At 58.7% G+C, this 16,749-nt stretch carries 15 protein-coding genes; 1 reads left to right on the top strand and 14 read right to left on the bottom strand.

Features of this window, described 5'->3' with window-relative positions; translation table 11 throughout:
- Nucleotides 1–89: 89 nt before the first annotated feature.
- The 11 genes from ACWHVV_RS01975 to frdA all read right to left on the bottom strand — a co-directional run bounded on the left by ACWHVV_RS01975 (nucleotide 90) and on the right by frdA (nucleotide 11,051).
- Entirely contained in the window at nucleotides 90–407 is a 318-nt protein-coding gene (locus ACWHVV_RS01975) for a hypothetical protein (protein WP_447927839.1), read from the bottom strand.
- Between the two features lie 204 nt (nucleotides 408–611).
- Nucleotides 612–2,186: a transposase gene (locus tag ACWHVV_RS01970; protein ID WP_447927838.1), complete on the bottom strand. Its 1,575-nt coding sequence runs from the start codon at nucleotides 2,184–2,186 to the stop codon at nucleotides 612–614.
- 117 nt (nucleotides 2,187–2,303) lie between these two features.
- On the bottom strand, nucleotides 2,304–3,227 hold the full coding sequence (locus tag ACWHVV_RS01965; protein WP_447927837.1) for a hypothetical protein: 924 nt from the start codon (nucleotides 3,225–3,227) through the stop codon (nucleotides 2,304–2,306).
- A 72-nt stretch (nucleotides 3,228–3,299) separates the two neighbouring features.
- Nucleotides 3,300–4,124 (bottom strand): toll/interleukin-1 receptor domain-containing protein, encoded by an 825-nt coding sequence (locus ACWHVV_RS01960; RefSeq protein ID WP_447927836.1) that lies wholly within the window; start codon nucleotides 4,122–4,124, stop codon nucleotides 3,300–3,302.
- Nucleotides 4,125–4,367: 243 nt separating this feature from the next.
- Nucleotides 4,368–5,798, bottom strand: coding sequence for an o-succinylbenzoate--CoA ligase (menE, locus tag ACWHVV_RS01955; protein ID WP_447927835.1), 1,431 nt, complete (start codon nucleotides 5,796–5,798; stop codon nucleotides 4,368–4,370).
- A gap of 55 nt (nucleotides 5,799–5,853) precedes the next feature.
- On the bottom strand, nucleotides 5,854–6,795 hold the full coding sequence (gene menC, locus ACWHVV_RS01950) for an o-succinylbenzoate synthase (protein ID WP_447927834.1): 942 nt from the start codon (nucleotides 6,793–6,795) through the stop codon (nucleotides 5,854–5,856).
- Entirely contained in the window at nucleotides 6,795–7,655 is an 861-nt protein-coding gene (gene menB / locus ACWHVV_RS01945; protein ID WP_447927833.1) for a 1,4-dihydroxy-2-naphthoyl-CoA synthase, read from the bottom strand. Before menB ends, menC begins: the two co-directional genes overlap by 1 nt.
- A 40-nt stretch (nucleotides 7,656–7,695) precedes the next feature.
- The gene (gene frdD, locus ACWHVV_RS01940; protein WP_447927832.1) at nucleotides 7,696–8,103 is read right to left on the bottom strand and encodes a fumarate reductase subunit FrdD; all 408 of its coding nucleotides are present in this window, start codon (nucleotides 8,101–8,103) and stop codon (nucleotides 7,696–7,698) included.
- Nucleotides 8,104–8,105: 2 nt separating this feature from the next.
- Nucleotides 8,106–8,501 carry a fumarate reductase subunit C gene (locus ACWHVV_RS01935; RefSeq protein ID WP_447927831.1) on the bottom strand — a complete coding sequence of 132 codons (396 nt, stop codon included), beginning with the start codon at nucleotides 8,499–8,501 and terminating at the stop codon, nucleotides 8,106–8,108.
- The gene (locus ACWHVV_RS01930; RefSeq protein WP_447927830.1) at nucleotides 8,494–9,261 is read right to left on the bottom strand and encodes a succinate dehydrogenase/fumarate reductase iron-sulfur subunit; all 768 of its coding nucleotides are present in this window, start codon (nucleotides 9,259–9,261) and stop codon (nucleotides 8,494–8,496) included. Before ACWHVV_RS01930 ends, ACWHVV_RS01935 begins: the two co-directional genes overlap by 8 nt.
- Nucleotides 9,258–11,051, bottom strand: a complete 1,794-nt coding sequence (gene frdA / locus ACWHVV_RS01925) for a fumarate reductase (quinol) flavoprotein subunit (RefSeq protein WP_447927829.1) — start codon at nucleotides 11,049–11,051, stop codon at nucleotides 9,258–9,260. Before frdA ends, ACWHVV_RS01930 begins: the two co-directional genes overlap by 4 nt.
- 304 nt (nucleotides 11,052–11,355) lie before the next feature.
- On the opposite strand from frdA, the gene ACWHVV_RS01920 reads away from it, so the two are divergent.
- Entirely contained in the window at nucleotides 11,356–12,825 is a 1,470-nt protein-coding gene (locus ACWHVV_RS01920) for an anion permease (RefSeq protein WP_447927828.1), read from the top strand.
- Nucleotides 12,826–12,836: 11 nt separating this feature from the next.
- Here the strand turns inward: ACWHVV_RS01920 and menH are convergent, their stop codons facing one another.
- From menH to ACWHVV_RS01905, 3 genes are read right to left on the bottom strand one after another with little or no spacing between them, the layout of a single operon-like run.
- Nucleotides 12,837–13,604, bottom strand: coding sequence for a 2-succinyl-6-hydroxy-2,4-cyclohexadiene-1-carboxylate synthase (gene menH, locus ACWHVV_RS01915; protein ID WP_447927827.1), 768 nt, complete (start codon nucleotides 13,602–13,604; stop codon nucleotides 12,837–12,839).
- A gap of 1 nt (nucleotide 13,605) precedes the next feature.
- Nucleotides 13,606–15,357, bottom strand: a complete 1,752-nt coding sequence (menD, locus tag ACWHVV_RS01910; protein WP_447927826.1) for a 2-succinyl-5-enolpyruvyl-6-hydroxy-3-cyclohexene-1-carboxylic-acid synthase — start codon at nucleotides 15,355–15,357, stop codon at nucleotides 13,606–13,608.
- Nucleotides 15,358–15,362: 5 nt separating this feature from the next.
- Nucleotides 15,363–16,691, bottom strand: coding sequence for an isochorismate synthase (locus ACWHVV_RS01905; RefSeq protein ID WP_447927825.1), 1,329 nt, complete (start codon nucleotides 16,689–16,691; stop codon nucleotides 15,363–15,365).
- Between the last annotated feature and the right edge of the window lie 58 nt (nucleotides 16,692–16,749).

The following is a 16,749-nucleotide window of genomic DNA, read 5'->3' as shown; positions in this document are numbered from 1 at the left end:
TTTCGTCATAACGCTGAAGTAGCCGGCGCCGGAGCGCCAGCGGAGAGAACCAAAAGCGGTACGCTTTTGGCGTCCGGTTGACCGACTGGTTATGGACGGGGCACCAAACTTGCTGCCAGCGTGGCAGTCAGCAGTGAAGAATATAGCCCCAGGACACTCCAGACAGCGACGTAGCTACCGATGCCGAATGCAGTTGGATTGCTGAAATACTTCTCCAGAAGAAGATTGATCTGGGATAACTCCAGCCCACCAAGAGCTTTGTAAATGCCATACGTGAAGAACGACGATACGGCCAAAAGAATGAACCTGAGAGGCTTCGGAATATCCTTCCCCCAGCCATCCTTGAGCTCAAGAAGTTTGCAGAAGGCGTCTTGTATCTTTGCCAGTTTCAATACAGCTTGCTCCAAACTTTCATCTCCTCTGTCCATAACGAGGCTATAGAAAAACCCGATTTCGAGCCGTCTCTACCGCCTTTTGCCCTTATTCATTTACCCAGCCGGATATATGGCTGAGTAATCTTAATATCGGCATTTAACCACTTGAGCGGCCAGCTAAAGCTTGCTGAAGACGGCCTTTTGCTCTTAAACGCAACTTATCCCGCTCATAGCCCTTCATGACGCAACCAAGTGGCCATAATTCGCCAACTTCTCAATATTGTGCACTAAGCAGTAGAGCTGCCACTGGCCTTGCACCTTTTTCTTACCGCGAAGGCTGAAGCGGTTCAGTCTTTTCGTTGTGCCAATATTGCCGAACACCGGCTCTACAACTGACATGCGATGGCTGTAAATCTCTTTGCCCTTCGGGCTATCAACTCGGTGCTTCATCCAGTCAGTGTAATTGGGTAAACGGTTGTTCTCGACAATAAAAGACACTTGTCGCCCTGCGCCGTTACGATGGTCGGCAGAGCTCGGGGTCTGCATGCATCGGACTTTCTTGGGGCAGTGCCGACATTGCAACAAACGCCCTTCAAAGTGTACCCGGATCTTGCCAGTGTCCGTTTCTCGTTGCCCTCGATAGGACAGCTTTTCGCCGGTTGGGCAGACACACGTTAGCGCTACTGGATCAAACTGAAACGCGCTGGCGGGCGTCGTCTCTCGCCAGCCTTTGTCCGGCAGGTTCTGGTGGCGCTTGCCGTATTTGTCTTTCTGGTCGGCGAACTTCGGATCCCGGCTGCGGAACTGGTTATCGGGGATGTAGCCATTGATCTGCTGTTCGTGCAGGTACTTCATATTAGCTTCGTTGGCAAAGCCTGTATCGGCAGTGACGATGGTGCCTTTCTGATAGATGTTGCCCGCAATCCCCAGCTTCTTAAAACGGACTTCGACCGTTTCCAGTACGGGCTGCAAGGTGTGATGTTCCTGGCCTTCGCCAAAGGCCTGAGCATCAATGATGATCTGGTATTTTTTATCCACCGTGGCGACGCCGTTATAGCCCTGGATCGTTCCTTTGCTGGTGGTCATTTTGGCGCTTTCGTTATCGGTGAGATTACTCTTCACTTCCTTGATTCGCTTCCCGCGGCCCATCCTTGGGCTGTTCGTCTTTAGGAAACGGTCCACTTTGTTCATGGCATCATCCAACGAGAGGATCATTTTGGCCCGACGGATATCCCGATCCAGATCGGCTTCCGTCTCGGCCTCATCGCGCGTGTAGTGCTCCAGTAGGTGATGCCGAATCAGGCCTCTCAGTTTCTCACGCTTCTCGCCCAACTCTTTGAATGTGCCAGACCACTCTTTGGAAGCGTCGGAGGACATCTTGCAGCTATCAATGGCAAAGAGTTCGTTACCCAACAAGCCTTGTTCGTGGCACACCAGCAGCACTTGTTCGAACAGCGCTTCAATCTCATCAGCATGGCGGCTGACGAAGCTGGCCAATGTGGTGAAGTGGGGAACGGTATCGCAGGAAAGGGCTTTGAAAATGATGTTGGTCTCGCAGCACCATTGCATTTCACGACTGGAAGTGATGCCTTTTGAGTAAGCAAACAGGATAATCTTGAGCAGGATAGCCGGATCATAGGCCAGCCGACCGGTCGCATCGTTGCGGTACTTGGGATGGAAAACGGATAGGTCGAGCTTGTGCTCGATCAGGTAGTGCCCGGCGTGTTCAAAAGTACCTGGCTGGAGCTGATCCTGGTAGTTGATCACCACCATGGCGTTCTGATCGTAGTTATAAGCCTTGAAACGCGGCATGCTGACCACTCCTCGTCTGTTTCCTCGATCCTACCAAAACCTGGCCATCAGCGGGGTTTTTCTACAGCCTCAACGCCGCATTCAGCGGCTTGTCCGCTGCAATGCATTGTTATATTTTTAGTTGCTGGCATGATGATAAAGGCTGCAAGTTATGAAACCTTTAGGTATTTTGTAATTTAGTTTTTTACTGCGCTGAAGATGGACTTCTACAGAATAGTTTTTCTTTTTAGCATCTATCTCAAGTGACATCCTTTTTGCCTTGTAGCGTTCATACAGCCTTGCGTCAAGCTCCTCTAAGTGCTTTATTTCATTAGTGTAGGCACAGTAAACTCTAAATGGTATTTTCCCAATATCAATACCATTTAACTTGAAGCTTATTAATGCTGTATTTTGATGGTTGTCTAGTTCTTTTCGTTGGCCATTATGATCGGTGAAACATGTAGGGGCTATCATGTTGCACTGTAAATTAGGGTCGTTTGCAGTTCGCTTAAATTTTTTTTGATTAAACTCTGCTTCTGTTTTTCCTGCTGCTTCTTTTACTTTGAAAATATCTAGGCTGGGCCAATTTGAACTAACAATAGAAACTAAATAGTCCGCCTTGTATAAGTCGTTATGACCGCCAATATCTAGGGCATAAAAAAAATCTTTCGTAAAAATACCGAAAACCAAAGACTCTCTGACCCCCCCTTTCTTATTTTTATACAAGTGAAAATGCGATATATTGCATGTATAGAGCAAATAATCAACTGCCTGCCATTCATTTATTTTCTTACTCATATACCCATTTATATCATCTCCTTTTTTAATGCTTTCTTGAAGCGACATCCATTCTTTATTAGTAGCCCATGAGCTTTCTTGGAGTTTTTTGCTTAAAATTACATTTCTTGGCTTAGGTTTAACTCGCCTGTGCTGTAAACAGCAATACACTATTGGAGACATATCTGGCTGATAATTCTTAATTTTCCTGACATCCAAATTAAACTCAGCCATCAACTTTTTTCTGAATATATCAAACCAGCCTGACTGAAGTGTCTTTTCCATACACGGTTCCAAATTTAATATAACGCCCGCGTAATAGGCGCGAGCTTGCGAGCGTCCTAATTGATGCGCTTGTTAAACGTTTTTCTGGTGATGACTAATCGCTTTCTTTATGTCCTCCATAAATCCATCACTTGAAGCATCGATATACCTATAATCTTGCATCAGAGGCGGCATGTCAGGATGGTCAACATCAATATTGATTATCACGAATTTCTTTGATCTGTCTCTCATTCTCTGCTGCATAAAAAAGTTTGCCTCAGCAGTCGTCCATCCTGATTTTCCATTGAGGAAATTGCTTGAAAGGAATATAAGACCAAAATCACACTTCCTTAGCCCATCATTTATTTTGTCGGTAATACTTTCTCCCGGAGCAATTTCCTCTTTGTCATACCAGGCGCGAACTTCAGATTTTTGAAGCTCATTGAATATACTATCTACAAATTTCTTGTCCTTACTGGAATGAGATAAAAATACTGTGAATTTATCCATAGTTACTGGTTTACCCCATATGCCGAAAAATACATCTCTGTCTGGAAAGAAAAACGCTTCGTTTGTTTCAGACGTCATATTTTTATCCACGTCTTCCGGATTGCTCACTGAAATAACGTTGTACGACTTATTGCCCATCGAGGCCATGAGGTCATCAACGAACCGATTATAGGCTCTTTTCGTAGCTGGATATTTGCTAGCCAAATACTTATCAAAATCTTCATGTGATTTCTCGAAGTTTAGAAACCACAAAAGTTCGAAGTGATACGGATTGTTATTAACAAAAAGAAGTGACCCTACTAAGGTGTTTCTATCGTATCGAGACAGAATGTCTTTTACAAAGTCCCTCTCTCCTTTCCGGTTCCCATAATCCAACTCTAGCAGATAAGATCTATGTTCTTCTTTCAATGTTCAATCCTTGGATAACGTTTAACAGCGATTATATGCCCATCTACATAACCCCAATAAACGCGCCGGCGCTTTTATTGGGGTTATGTGGCCCGCCCGCGGACCCTAACTTACTGATCACTATACCGCCGATAAATTTCCAGACAGCCTATCCACTGTTCGCGTGCCCGCTCGTTTTACTCGATTCAACCATACCCTATCGCCAAACTTAACTTAGATCACGCAAAAATTTGATGACACCCATCAGTCATAGGTCGTAGATGTACACTCACCAGCTTTTTCGACTTGCCCAAGCGCTTCCCGCGCCTTCGCCGCAAACGCCTGCCGCGAGGGCTTGAACCCCACGCACTCGGGCCAGGCAAGCCATGCATCGGGCACCATAAAGCCGGGCAACGCCTCGCGCACCCAGGCGTCGAGCGCGGCTTCGGCCACCGCCTCGGCGTGGTAGTCGATGAAGGCCACCGGGCGTTCGCCCCATTCCGGGTGGGGCACGGGCACCACCAGCGCCTGGGCGATGCCGGGGTGGTCGACCAGACGCTGTTCGATGGCTTCGGGTTGGATGTTTTCGCCGCCGGAGATAAAGGCGTTATCCCGCCGCCCCTCAACCACCAGCTCGCCTTGTTCGGTGAAGTAACCCTTGTCCTTGGTGGCAAACCAGCCCTCGCTATCCACCGCCGGGTCGAGCTGCCCTTCGCGCAAATAGCCGTCGAAGAGCGTCTTGCCGCGCACCTGAATCTCGCTCTCTTTGATGCGTACCTCGCGCCCGGGTAGCGGTACGCCGACCACGCCGGGGTCGCCGGGCAGGCCGGTGCATACCTGGCTTGCCATCTCCGAGAGCCCGTAGCTCACTTTGGGGGTCAGGCCGAGCCCGGTCATTTTGTCGACCAGCGGCGTTGGGATCGCCGCGCCGCCCAGCAGCAGCTCGCGCAGCGCTGTCTTTTGCGGGTCGAAGCCCGCGTGGAGCAGGCGCCAGAGCTGGGTGGGCACCAGCGACAGGTGGGTGATCGGCCGCTGCTCGAGGCGCGCCAATAAGGGCGAGCCGTCGTCGATAATGACGCGCCCGCCGGCCAGAAAAACGCGAAAGGCGATGGCGTAGCCGCCGATATGAAAAAGCGGCAACGAGAGCAGCCAGCCGCTCGTTTGGTCGACGGGAATGAACGACGCCGAGCCTCGGGCGGAGGCCAGGTGGTTACCCAGCCGGTGCTGCACCGCCTTGGGCGTGCCGCTGGAGCCGGAGGTAAAAATCGTGTTGCTGGGCTGTTCTGGGTCGAGGGTGGGTTCGCCCGGTTCGGCCTCGGCGGTGAAGTCCAGCGCCAGCGGCGTCAGTGCCCTGGCGCTTGTAAGCTCCGCGCTGATGCTTTCGGGCTGGGCCACGAAACGCGCGGGCAGGCGCGCCGCCATGGCGAGCTGCTGGGCAGCGGGAAATGCCGGGTTGACCGGGCAGAACACCACGCGGGCGCGCAGGCAGGCCCAGGCCAGCAACAGCGCTTCAAGCGAGCCGCGGGCGGGCACCAACAGCCGCTCGCCGGGCGGGACGTGTCGCGCCAGCTGCTGGGCAAGGGCGGCCACGCGGCGGTCCAGGTCGCGGTAACTTATCCGCAGGTCGCCCGCTTCGATCGCAGTATGTTCGGGGGTCTGGGTGGCCCAGTAATGGATGGGGCATGGCTCGGTCACGCAACACTCCTGACGATGGCTGAATGAAGTGGATAACGGGGAACGTAATGGCGTCTCACTCGGCGCGGTAAAGGCACTGGCAGCGCTCACGCAGGACCGCGCCGCGCTCATCGGTGATGCGCTCCGCAAGCGAGTCCGCGGTATCGAGCCCCGGCGGCTGGCCAGGCGCCCACTCCCGGGCAAGGCGCGAAAGGAGGCCTAGCCCTAGGTCGGATTCGAAGCTCGACGAGACCACCACCCGAAGCCCCAACGCCCGGGCGCGTTCGACCAACGCCTGGCATTTGGAGAGCGAGCCGACCAGCGTGGGCTTGATGACCAGCGCCGCGAGCTGCGGGTGGGGCTGCCAGGGGCGCTGCTGCGAGAGCGTTTCGTCCAGCGCAAACGCCACCCCGGTCGCCTCGGCCACCGCCTGGGTGTCGGCAAGCGCGGCGCAGGGTTCTTCCAGATAGTCGACCTGCCCCTCGGGCAGCCGGGCGCAAAAACGCAGCGCCTGCTCGCGGGTAAAGCCCCCGTTGGCATCGAGGATCAGCCGGGTGGTGGGCAGGCGCTCGCTTAGCCGCTTGATGAGCGCCAGCTCTTCATCGAGGGGGTAACGGGCGACCTTGAGTTTGAGGCGCGCAGGCGGCGCCGTTCGCCAGGCCTTGAGGCGGACTTCGATAGCGACCATCAGATAGGCGGGCGTGCCCTGCAGCAGCGGATAAGGGGCGGCCGCCTCGGGCAAGTGTTCGGGCCAGGCGCGCCGGGCGCAGTCGAGGCCGAACTGCACCGAGGCAAGCTGCGGGGCGATGGGTTCGCCGCGCTCGAGGGCGGCAAGGCGGTCAAGCGCCTCGGCTTCGGCCTGGGCCAGTGTCTCGCGGGAGAAGCCCGGCAGCGGGGCGATCTCGCCCCACTGGCCGTCAATCTCGACCAGCAGCCCCTCGCGGTGGGTCAGCCGCTGGCCGTTGAAGATCAGCGGCTTAGTCAGCGCCAGCGCGTAGCGGTAGAGCGCCCGCGCCATCAGGGGTTACGCGGGTAGCGGGAGAAGTCTGGGCGGCGCTTTTCGTTGAACGCGTTGCGCCCTTCCTGGCCCTCTTCGGTCATGTAGTAGAGCATGGTGGCGTTGCCGGCCAGCTCCTGAAGCCCGGCCTGGCCGTCGCAGTCGGCATTGAGCGAGGCCTTCAGGCAACGCAGCGCCATGGGGCTGTGCTGGAGCATCTCGCGACACCAGCGCACGCTCTCACGCTCTAGCTCGGCAAGCGGCACCACGTGATTGACCAGGCCCATGTCGAGCGCCTTGTCAGCGCTGTACTGGCGGCACAAAAACCAGATCTCCCGGGCCTTTTTCTGACCCACGATGCGCGCCAGATACGAGGCCCCAAAACCGCCGTCAAACGAGCCGACCTTGGGGCCGGTCTGGCCGAACACGGCGTTGTCGGCGGCGATGGTCAAATCGCACATCAGGTGCAGCACGTGGCCGCCGCCAATGGCGTAGCCCGCCACCATGGCGACCACCGGCTTGGGGCAGGTACGAATATCACGCTGAAAATCCAGCACGTTGAGGTGATGGGTGCCCTCTTCGTCCTGGTAGCCGCCGTAGTCGCCTCGAATGCGCTGGTCGCCGCCGGAGCAGAACGCTTTATCCCCGGCGCCGGTCAGTAGAATGGCGCCGATAGCGCTGTCGTGGCGGGCGCGGTTGAGCGCCTGGGCCATTTCATTGACCGTTTGCGGGCGAAAGGCGTTGCGCACCTCGGGCCGGTTGATGGTGATGCGGGCCACGCCCTCGCTCGAGGTGTGATACAGAATATCCTGGTAGTCTGCGGAGTTGTCCTGCCACTCGATGGGGGCATAGAGTTCTGATTCAGTCAGTCCGTTAATCATGTCAGTCTCTTTTAATCGGTTAAGGCGTTCTGCGTCCCGGTCAGCTCAGCATACCGGCCACCACCAGGCCTAATGCCAGCATACTCAGCAGCGTAGCCGCGCCGTACATCAGTTTCTTGTTGAAGCCGTCGCGGCCCACGCTTATATCGAACAGGCCATGGCGCAGCCGGTGGGCAGCATGAAAGAGCGGCAGGCACACCACTGCGCCGACAAACAAAAAGCCCGGTACGCTGAACAGTAGCGCCGTGGCCCGCCCGTAGCTTAGCGCGTCGGCGGGCAGCAGCCCAAGCGGCAACAAAACGCCAATAAACAGGATAACGGCGGGCAAAAGGACGGCAAAACAGACGCCGCCCGCGCTGAAAAGCCCCCACCAAAGCGGCTCATCGAAGGCTTGTTGGTGGGGGGCCGCCTGTGTACTGCCGGGTTTACTCATGGCTTGCTTGCTCATATTCAGGCCCTCCCCAATAACCAGAAGAACAGCAGCGCGACGACCACCACACCTGCCCACTGCCCCGCCACGATCATGTTGTCAGGCAGGCTACGGCCCGCGATGCGCAGCGGCATGACCCGTGGAAACAGCACAAAGAACGTGGCGGCGTGATAAAGGCTGGCGGCAAGCGCCAGAAGGTTCAGCGCCAGCACCAGCGGCGAGCCCATGAAGCCCACCCAGCCCTGCCAGCTCTCCGCCCCCTGAACGAGCGCCACCATTCCTGCCATCAAACAAAGCAGGAAAAACACCAGCGGCAAAACCGTGGCTTCACGCAGCATATAAAGCTTGAAAAACCGATGCTTTAGCCACCAGTTGCGTTTCAGTGGCGGCAAGCGTTGCGATGATGTTTTATTCATGCGCCTTCCCCTCACCGTTCATCTCATCGCCTTTGAACAAGGCGATCAAGGTATGCTTGGCCGCTTCGACCTTGCCCTGGTTCACCGCCGCGGCGGGGTCGACGTGCTTCGGGCACACCTTCGAGCAAAAGCCGACAAAGGTGCAGCTCCACACGCCCTCGTGGCGGTTGAGCTCCGCCATCCGCTGCTTTTTGCCGTGGTCGCGGCTGTCCTGGTTATAACGGTGGGCCAGCGCGATCGCCGCCGGGCCCCGAAACTCCGGGTTGAGCCCAAACTGCGGACACGCCGAGTAGCAGAGCCCGCAGTTGATGCAGTTGGCGAACTGTTTGTAGCGGGCAAGCTGCGCCGGCGACTGCTTATAGGTTTCCGGCGCTTTAGGGTCGTAAGGTTTTACCGGATTGTCGTCAATCAGATAGGGCTTCACCGCCGCCAGGTGCTCGAGAAAGATCTCCATGTCCACGACCAGGTCGCGCTGTACCGGAAAGTGGGCTAGCGGCTCGATACGGATCTCGCCGTCATAATCGCGCAAAAAGGTTTTGCAGCCGAGCTTGGGAATGCCGTTCACCATGACCCCACAGGAGCCGCAGATCGCCATGCGACACGACCAGCGGTAGCTCAGCGTGCTATCCAATTGCTCTTTTATATGGTTGAGGGCGTCCAGTAGCGACGTGCTGTCATCAACCGGCAGCTTGTACTGCTGCCAGTAAGACTCCGCCGCGTTATCGGGTACGTAGCGCTTAACGCTAATGGTCTTGTTCATACCTTGCCCCCTTTACCGGCATCCCCATAGGCCCGTTCCGCCGGGGCGGAAAACCGTACATCGACCTCCTGCCAGTGCAGCCTGGCAGGCGCCTCGCCTTGATAGATCACCTGGCTGTGCTTGAGGTAGTTAACGTCGTCCCGCGTTTGCATCCCTTCGTCCAGACGCTGGTGGGCACCGCGGGATTCACGCCGCTCCAGAGCACCAAGGCACGAGGCTTCGGCGATATCCAGGCCACACCCAAGTTCGAGGCACTCCAGAAGCTCGGTATTGAATATCTTGCTGGTATCGTTGACGCGAATCTCGCGGTAGCGCGCGCGCAGCTTTCGAATTTGTGCCAACGCCTGGGCCATGCTCTCCTCGGTGCGGTAGATACCACAGCCGCTTTCCATGGCCTGCACCATGGCGTGCTTGAGATCCACCCAGTTCTCGCCGCTGCCGCTGCGGGTGCCATCGCAAAGGCGCGCAAGCGTGGCCTGTTGGCGCTCGGCCTGGGCGTGTAGAAGAGCGCTATCGGCCCACTCGGTGTGTGCCGCACGCCGGCTTGCCTGTTCACCGGCCAGGCGGCCAAACACCAGCAGTTCGGTGAGCGAGTTGGAACCCAGCCGATTGGCGCCGTGCAAGCCGACCGAGGCACACTCCCCGGCGGCATAGAGCCCAGTAATCGAGGTTTCGCACTGCGGGTTGGTTTCGATCCCGCCCATGGTGTAGTGAACGGCGGGGCGAATGGGGATAGGTTCCTTCACCGGGTCGACGTTGATATAGGATTTGGCCAGCTCGCAGATGAACGGCAGGCGCTCGAGGATGGTTTTCTCACCCAGGTGGCGAAGGTCGAGATACACCACGTCGCTGTCGCCGAACTTGCCGGTGCGCCCGGCCTGCTGCTCCTGCCAAAACGCCTGGGAGAGCTTGTCCCGCGGGCCCAGCTCCATGTACTTGTTTTCCGGTTGGCCCAGCGGCGTTTCCGGGCCCAGGCCGTAATCCTGCAAGTAACGGTAGCCGTCCTTATTGAGCAGAATCCCGCCTTCGCCGCGGCACGCTTCGGTAATCAGAATGCCGGAACCGGGCAACCCGGTAGGGTGATACTGCACGAACTCCATATCGCGCAGCGCCACGCCGTGGCGGTAGGCCATCGCCATGCCGTCGCCGGTGACGATGCCGGCGTTGGTATTGAAGCGAAACAGGCGCCCGGCGCCGCCGGTGGCTAGCACCACTGCCTTGGCGCGCAGCAGGGTCAGCTCGCCGGTCGCGATCTGCAGCGCAATGACGCCGATGACCGCGCCTTCGTGAACGGCCAGGTCGAGCACGTAATACTCATCGAAGCGCTCGATCTCCGGGTATTTGAGCGAGGTCTGAAAGAGCGTGTGCAGCATGTGAAAGCCGGTTTTATCCGCAGCAAACCAGGTGCGGGCGGTTTTCATGCCGCCAAAACGGCGCACCTGCACCTGGCCGTCGTCTTTACGGCTCCAGGGGCAGCCCCAGCGCTCCATCTGCACCAGCTCCTGGTAGGCATGGTGAACGAAGTAGTCCACCACGCCCTGCTCGACCAGCCAGTCGCCGCCGGAGACGGTGTCATCGAAGTGTGCCTGGTGGGTGTCATCGCTGCTGGTAACCGCCGCCGCGCCACCTTCGGCGGCTACGGTATGCGAGCGCATGGGATACACCTTGGAGAGCATTGCAATACGCTGCGAGGTGCCCTGCTCTTTGGCGGCCTCGGCCGCGCCTATCGCAGCGCGCAGTCCCGCACCGCCGCCCCCTACGATGACAATATCGAAATCCTGCTGGCGCATGGCACCCCCTTCCGCTGGTCAGGTTAAAAGCCTACCGATACAGCGCTCTACGGCATTCTCTGCTGATTTGAAATTACCATACCCGGGCACGGCAAAGTATTGATTGCGCCTTAATCTAAAGAACTATTGACACATATCAATCAACGGCCTCCAGCACACGTATTACAGTCATATCTCCACCCATCGTGACGTTGCGCCGGCGTCTTTCAGGCCGCGCACAAGGAGGCCACTCACCCCCACTTTTTCCTCCCGTGAATGATTTACGGGTAATTTTCTGACCTGACCCGCCATAAGAGAGGGCAACATGACCAGCCGTGCTCAACCCGTGCCGTTATGGAAGTTGTTAGCACCCGTTTTCGTCGCCATCGTCGTTGCCTTGATACCCGCGCCATCGGGACTGGCACCGCATGCGTGGTACTTTTTTGCCATTTTTCTGGGCTGTGTGGTCGGGCTGATACTCGAGCCCCTGCCCGGTGCAGTCGTTGGCCTACTCGGGGTGACGCTGGCCGCGCTGCTTTCGCAATGGGTACTGTTTTCGCCGGAGCAGTTGGCAGCGGAAGGCTTCAATGCGGCCAACCAGGCCTTCGCCTGGGCGGTCTCGGGCTTTACCAACTCGACCGTTTGGCTGATTTTTGGCGCCTTCATGTTTGCCCTTGGCTATGAGAAAACCGGCCTGGGGCGGCGCATCTCGCTTTGGCTGGTGAAATCCATGGGCAAGCGCACCCTAACGCTGGGTTACGCGGTCATGATCGCGGATGCGATTCTGGCGCCGTTTACCCCCTCCAACACCGCGCGCAGCGGTGGCACCATCTACCCGGTGATTCGCAACCTGCCGCCGCTTTATGATTCCCACCCCAACGACCCCAGCATGAAGCGCATGGGCAGCTTTCTGATGTGGACGGCCATCGTGTCCACCTGTGTCACAAGCTCCCTGTTTCTGACCGCACTGGCCCCCAACCTGCTGGCCATCGCGCTGACCGAAAGCGCCACCGGCCTGCATATCCACTGGGGGCAGTGGTTCATGGCGGTCGCGCCGGTGGGTATTTTCCTGCTACTCCTGGTACCCTTATTGTGCTACTGGCTGTGCGCCCCAGAGGTAAAAGCGGGTAATGAAATTTCCGACTGGGCCGGCCAGGAACTGGCCAAGCTGGGCCGCTTGACCCGCCATGAAATCCTTTTGGTCGTCATGGTAGCTACGGCCTTGCTGCTGTGGATCTTTGGCGGCGATATCATTTCGGCGTCCCTGGTGGGCCTGGTGGTCATTTGCGCCATGCTGCTGACCGGCATCATCGAATGGAACGATATTCTCGATAACCGCGCGGCCTGGAATACCTTTGTCTGGTTTGCCACCCTGGTGGCCCTGGCCGGCGGGCTGAGCCAGGTCGGGTTCGTCAACTGGTTCGGTGGCGTGGTCGGCGGGCAGATCAGCGGCTTCAACCCCGTGATGGCCATGGTCGCGCTCACCGTGATTTTCTATCTGCTCCACTACCTGTTTGCCAGCGTCACCGCCCACGTGACGGCTTTACTGCCGGTCATGCTGGCGGCGGCCTCGGGCATCGCGGGGCTGGATATGGAGCTGTTCGTTTTGCTGCTGCTCCCCACACTTGGCTTCATGGGCATTCTGACGCCCTACGGCACCGGCCCCAGCCCGGTCTACTACGGCAGCGGCTACCTGCCCAGCGGCCTTTGGTGGCGGCTAGGGGCGGTCTTCGGCCTGCTGTTTCTGGTGGTCTGGCTGGCGGTCGGGCTTCCGTGGCTGCTGTTGATCCACTGAATAAAGGGCCCTTAAAGGAGCGCGCGATACCAGCTTTCAAGCTGCCGCGCGACCTGGCCGGGCTGCTCGGAATGCAGGTTGTGCCCCCCTTCGAGGGGGGCATGCGCTATATGGGGCGCCGCCGCTGTCAGGCGGGTCGCCAGGCCGCTGAATTTGGCGTCGTGAAGGCCGGACAGGTAGCCGACCGGCAACGAGGTGTCTGCCAACCACGGCCACTGAGAGGGCTGATGCCCCAGCGACGTGGCCCGCAACATGCAAGCTACGGCCTTACCGATATTGTGCCCCCGGCGCTTGCACTGCTGGCTGCGCGCCGCAGTGGAGAGATCGGCAAATACGGGCTGCTGGTACCAGTTGGCGAGCACGTTTTGAAGCGGCTCCTGCTCGAAGCGTATTGCCCAGCGTTCATCATGCGCAAGACGCCCCGGCCGCTCGCTTTCGGGTAGCCCGGGGTGGGCACTCTCCAGCCATAACGCTTGAAGCCCCGGCGGTTGTCGGCTGGCGTGATAAAGCGCCAGCCGCCCGCCCAAAGAATACCCCAGCAAGCAGTAGCGGTCGATGCTCCGGGCGTTCAAGGTAGCGCCCAACCAGTGATGAAACGCGTCGAAAGAGCTTACCTGCACGCCGTGGTTCTCGCCGTGGCCGGGCAGGTCCAGTGCCAGCGTCGGGATACCCTTCCCCGCCAACTGGTCACGGACCTTTATCCAGTCGTGCCGGTCGCCTAACAGGCCATGCAGCATTATCAGGGTCGGGTTGGAAAAATGACTGGAAGAGTCGCTCACGTCAGGCCTCTCGAATCGCTGCGCCCAGGGCCGCCAGCTCATCCGCTACCTGCTGATGAGGCAGGTTGATTTCGATCAGCGTAACGCCGGTTTCGAGGGCCTGCTGGTAGGCCGCGGTAAAGGCATCGAGCGAATCCGGCGCGGCGTACGCAAGCCCGAACATCAACGCCGCATGCTCAAAGCTCAGCCCGTGGGGCTGGCGAAAGTAGCGCTCCAACTGCTCGCCTTCTTTGGGCACCGGCAGCATATGAAAAATGCTGCCACCATCGTTATTGAGAATGACCACCACCAAGGGGTGCGCCGCCCGTTTCAGCAGCGCCAGGCTGTTGAGGTCGTGCAGGGCGCTGGTGTCCCCCAGCACGAGGGTGGTGGGCCCTGGATGAGTACAACTGAGGCCGTAGGCCGTGGCCGTCAGGCCATCGATACCGGAAGCGCCGCGATTGGTGAATACCCGCAGGGGCATTTCGCGGTAGGTGCCCAGCATATTCATCAGCCGCGCCACCAGGCTATTGCCGACTACCAGCTGCCCTTTCGCCTGTTGCGCTAATTGGTGGCACACCCCCAGTTCGGAAAACACAGCGCATCGCGCGTCGATACACTCGCGGGTGCGCCGTTGAAGGCGGTCCAGCCGGTGCCAAGGCGGCCGCTCGGCGGGTGTGGGCAACGCTTCAATGAACGCGTCGGGCGGGCTGACCCAGCGGCGCCTGATCACGTAATCGGGGTCGAGCCGGTGCGGCAGCGGATCGACCAGCCAGGTGTCCTGCCAGGGCTTTTGCGCAATAAAGCCGGTCAACCGCTTGGAAATCAGCCGCCCGCCGAACTGCAGCAGTACCTCGGCCCGGGCAAGCTCTTCGTAAAACTGCGGGTCATGAAGGGCCAGATCGAAATACACCAGGTTTTGCGGTTCGAAGCGAAGCTGGCTTTGCAGGTCCGCCAATAAAGGCCAACCCAACTGTCTGGAGAGCTCGACGATCTTCGCTACCTGGTGGGGGGCATGGGCGCTTCCCTCGATATTGCCCACGACAATCACGCCCCGCTTTCGGGAAAACGCCTCCCACTCGCTATCGCACGCGCTAGTGTGTGAAGGGGTTTCCTTAGGTGCCTGCCAATCACTCCAGGGGGCGGGGGCTGCCTGCCAGCGGCCTAGCGGGGCAAGATAGTGGGTGGCATCGAGTAAGTCGCGGCCTGGGTAGAGCGGTTCGCGATACCGGCAGTTAATGTGGATAGGCCCAGGCGTGCGGCGCTGTCGATCGACACAGTGGTCGATGGTACTCAGCAAAAAAGCCGCTGGCATCTCAGTGGCTGGCGGCGGCAAATCCCGGTGCTCGACCGTGTGGCGGGCGAAAATATCCCGCTGATCGATCGCCTGGTTGCTGCCGTTATCCAATAGCTCGATCGGCCGGTCGGCGGAGAGCACCACCAGCGGCACGCCGGTCAATTTGGCTTCCACGACCGCCGGATAGAGATTGGCGACCGCCGTCCCCGAGGTCGTGATGATCACGACCGGCCGATGGCTGCCTCGGGCCATGCCGAGTGCGAGAAAGCCAAGCCCGCGTTCGTCGAAATGGCAGTGGCAGTTTAGCCCCGCATGTTCGCTGGCCGCCGCCGTCAACGGGGCCGAACGCGAGCCCGGCGCCAGCACCACATCGCGCACCCCCAGGCGATAAAGCTCCTCCAGCATCAGCGCAGCCCAGAGGTGGTTGAAGGTAGCGTGATGCGTTGCAAAGCCAGGCATTGAAGCAGGCGTGGTCATGTGTGTTACCCCATACCCAAAAGCGCCATGATATCGGCAATTTTACTATCCAGCTCGCGCCATTCAGCCTCGGGCTCAGAGCCTTCCACGATACCGGCACCGGCATAGAGGCGAATCGTATCGGTGCCTACATGGGCACAGCGGATCGCCACCGCCAGGTCGCTATTGGCATGACTAATGCGCCCGACCACTCCCGCGTACCAACCGCGCTGATGGCTTTCATGGCGCTGAATGAACGAAAGCGCCGCGGCACGTGGCACGCCCCCCACCGCCGGCGTGGGCGGTAGGCACATCAAAAGCTGCTGATCGGTCACCTCGGGGTGAAGCTCGGCATGAATGAGGCGGCGGATATGCTGCACCGAACGCAGCGTAACGATGTGCGCCTCCCCCGTGCCGACCTGGCGCGAAAGCGGTTTTAGCTGGGTCAGTATCTGATGGTACACACACTGGTTTTCCAGACTGTTCTTGGTATCCCGCAGCAGTGCGTCCGCCAGCTCACGATCCTGCTTGGCATCGCGCCCGCGGCGCGTCGTGCCCGCCAGGGCTTCGCTCTCCACGTGGCGGCCTTCACGCCCATAAAGCCGCTCCGGCGGGCAACCGATAAACGCCTCATCGGGGGTGAACTGAATACCAAACTGAAAACAGCCGGTGGCTTTCGCCTGCCACCGCGCCAGCAGCGCCCAGGGGTCCGGCAGTTCACTGCTCGTCAGGCGTGTCTCGCGTGAAAGCACGACCTTGGGGGTTTCATTCAATTGCTCGGGCCGTGTCACGCGTTTGACCCGTTCACCCCACTCTGCCCGCGTGGGGGTGTCGTCTCGCATAAGGGTAAGCGGCACGGGGGGCGGAAAAGGCCGTGGGGGCATTAGTGAATCGAGCGCTGCCTGGGCCTCGGCCAGCTCCTGCTCCCGCGGGCGCTCATCAAAGCGTAGGTTCAGCGACAGGGTCGTAAGCGAGCCCTCGCGCTTTAGCTCTATACGGGGCAACACGAAATAACAGGCGCCGAACCCTGTCCACCCAGGTGCTCCGGGGTCGAAGGCCATTCCGCCAAAATAGCCGGGCTGCGCGCCTGGTTCGGCGGCCAGGGCCCACTGGTCGCCATGCAGCGCCGCCAGGGTATTAAACGCCCGGGCGGCGCCCACTATGGCGTACTCCGGCGCCTCGGCTTCCCGCGCTTTCCAGTAAAGCCTGGGTAACGCGCGCTGCCCGTTCAGCCAATCCATCAAGGGGCCACACGGGCAAGGCGTACTCAGGCGTATAAATCCCCGCCGGTCGTCAGGGCAAAGCGCTTCCAACTGACGCTTGAGCTCGACGACCGGCGTTGCTGATGGCTTCATTGAGCACCTACTTCCTTTACCTGCTGCGCAATGCGACGACCCGACTTAGAGGTGGTTC

This window comes from Vreelandella sp. EE27 (assembly GCF_968206495.1).
This window is presented reverse-complemented; position numbering and strand designations above follow the sequence as displayed.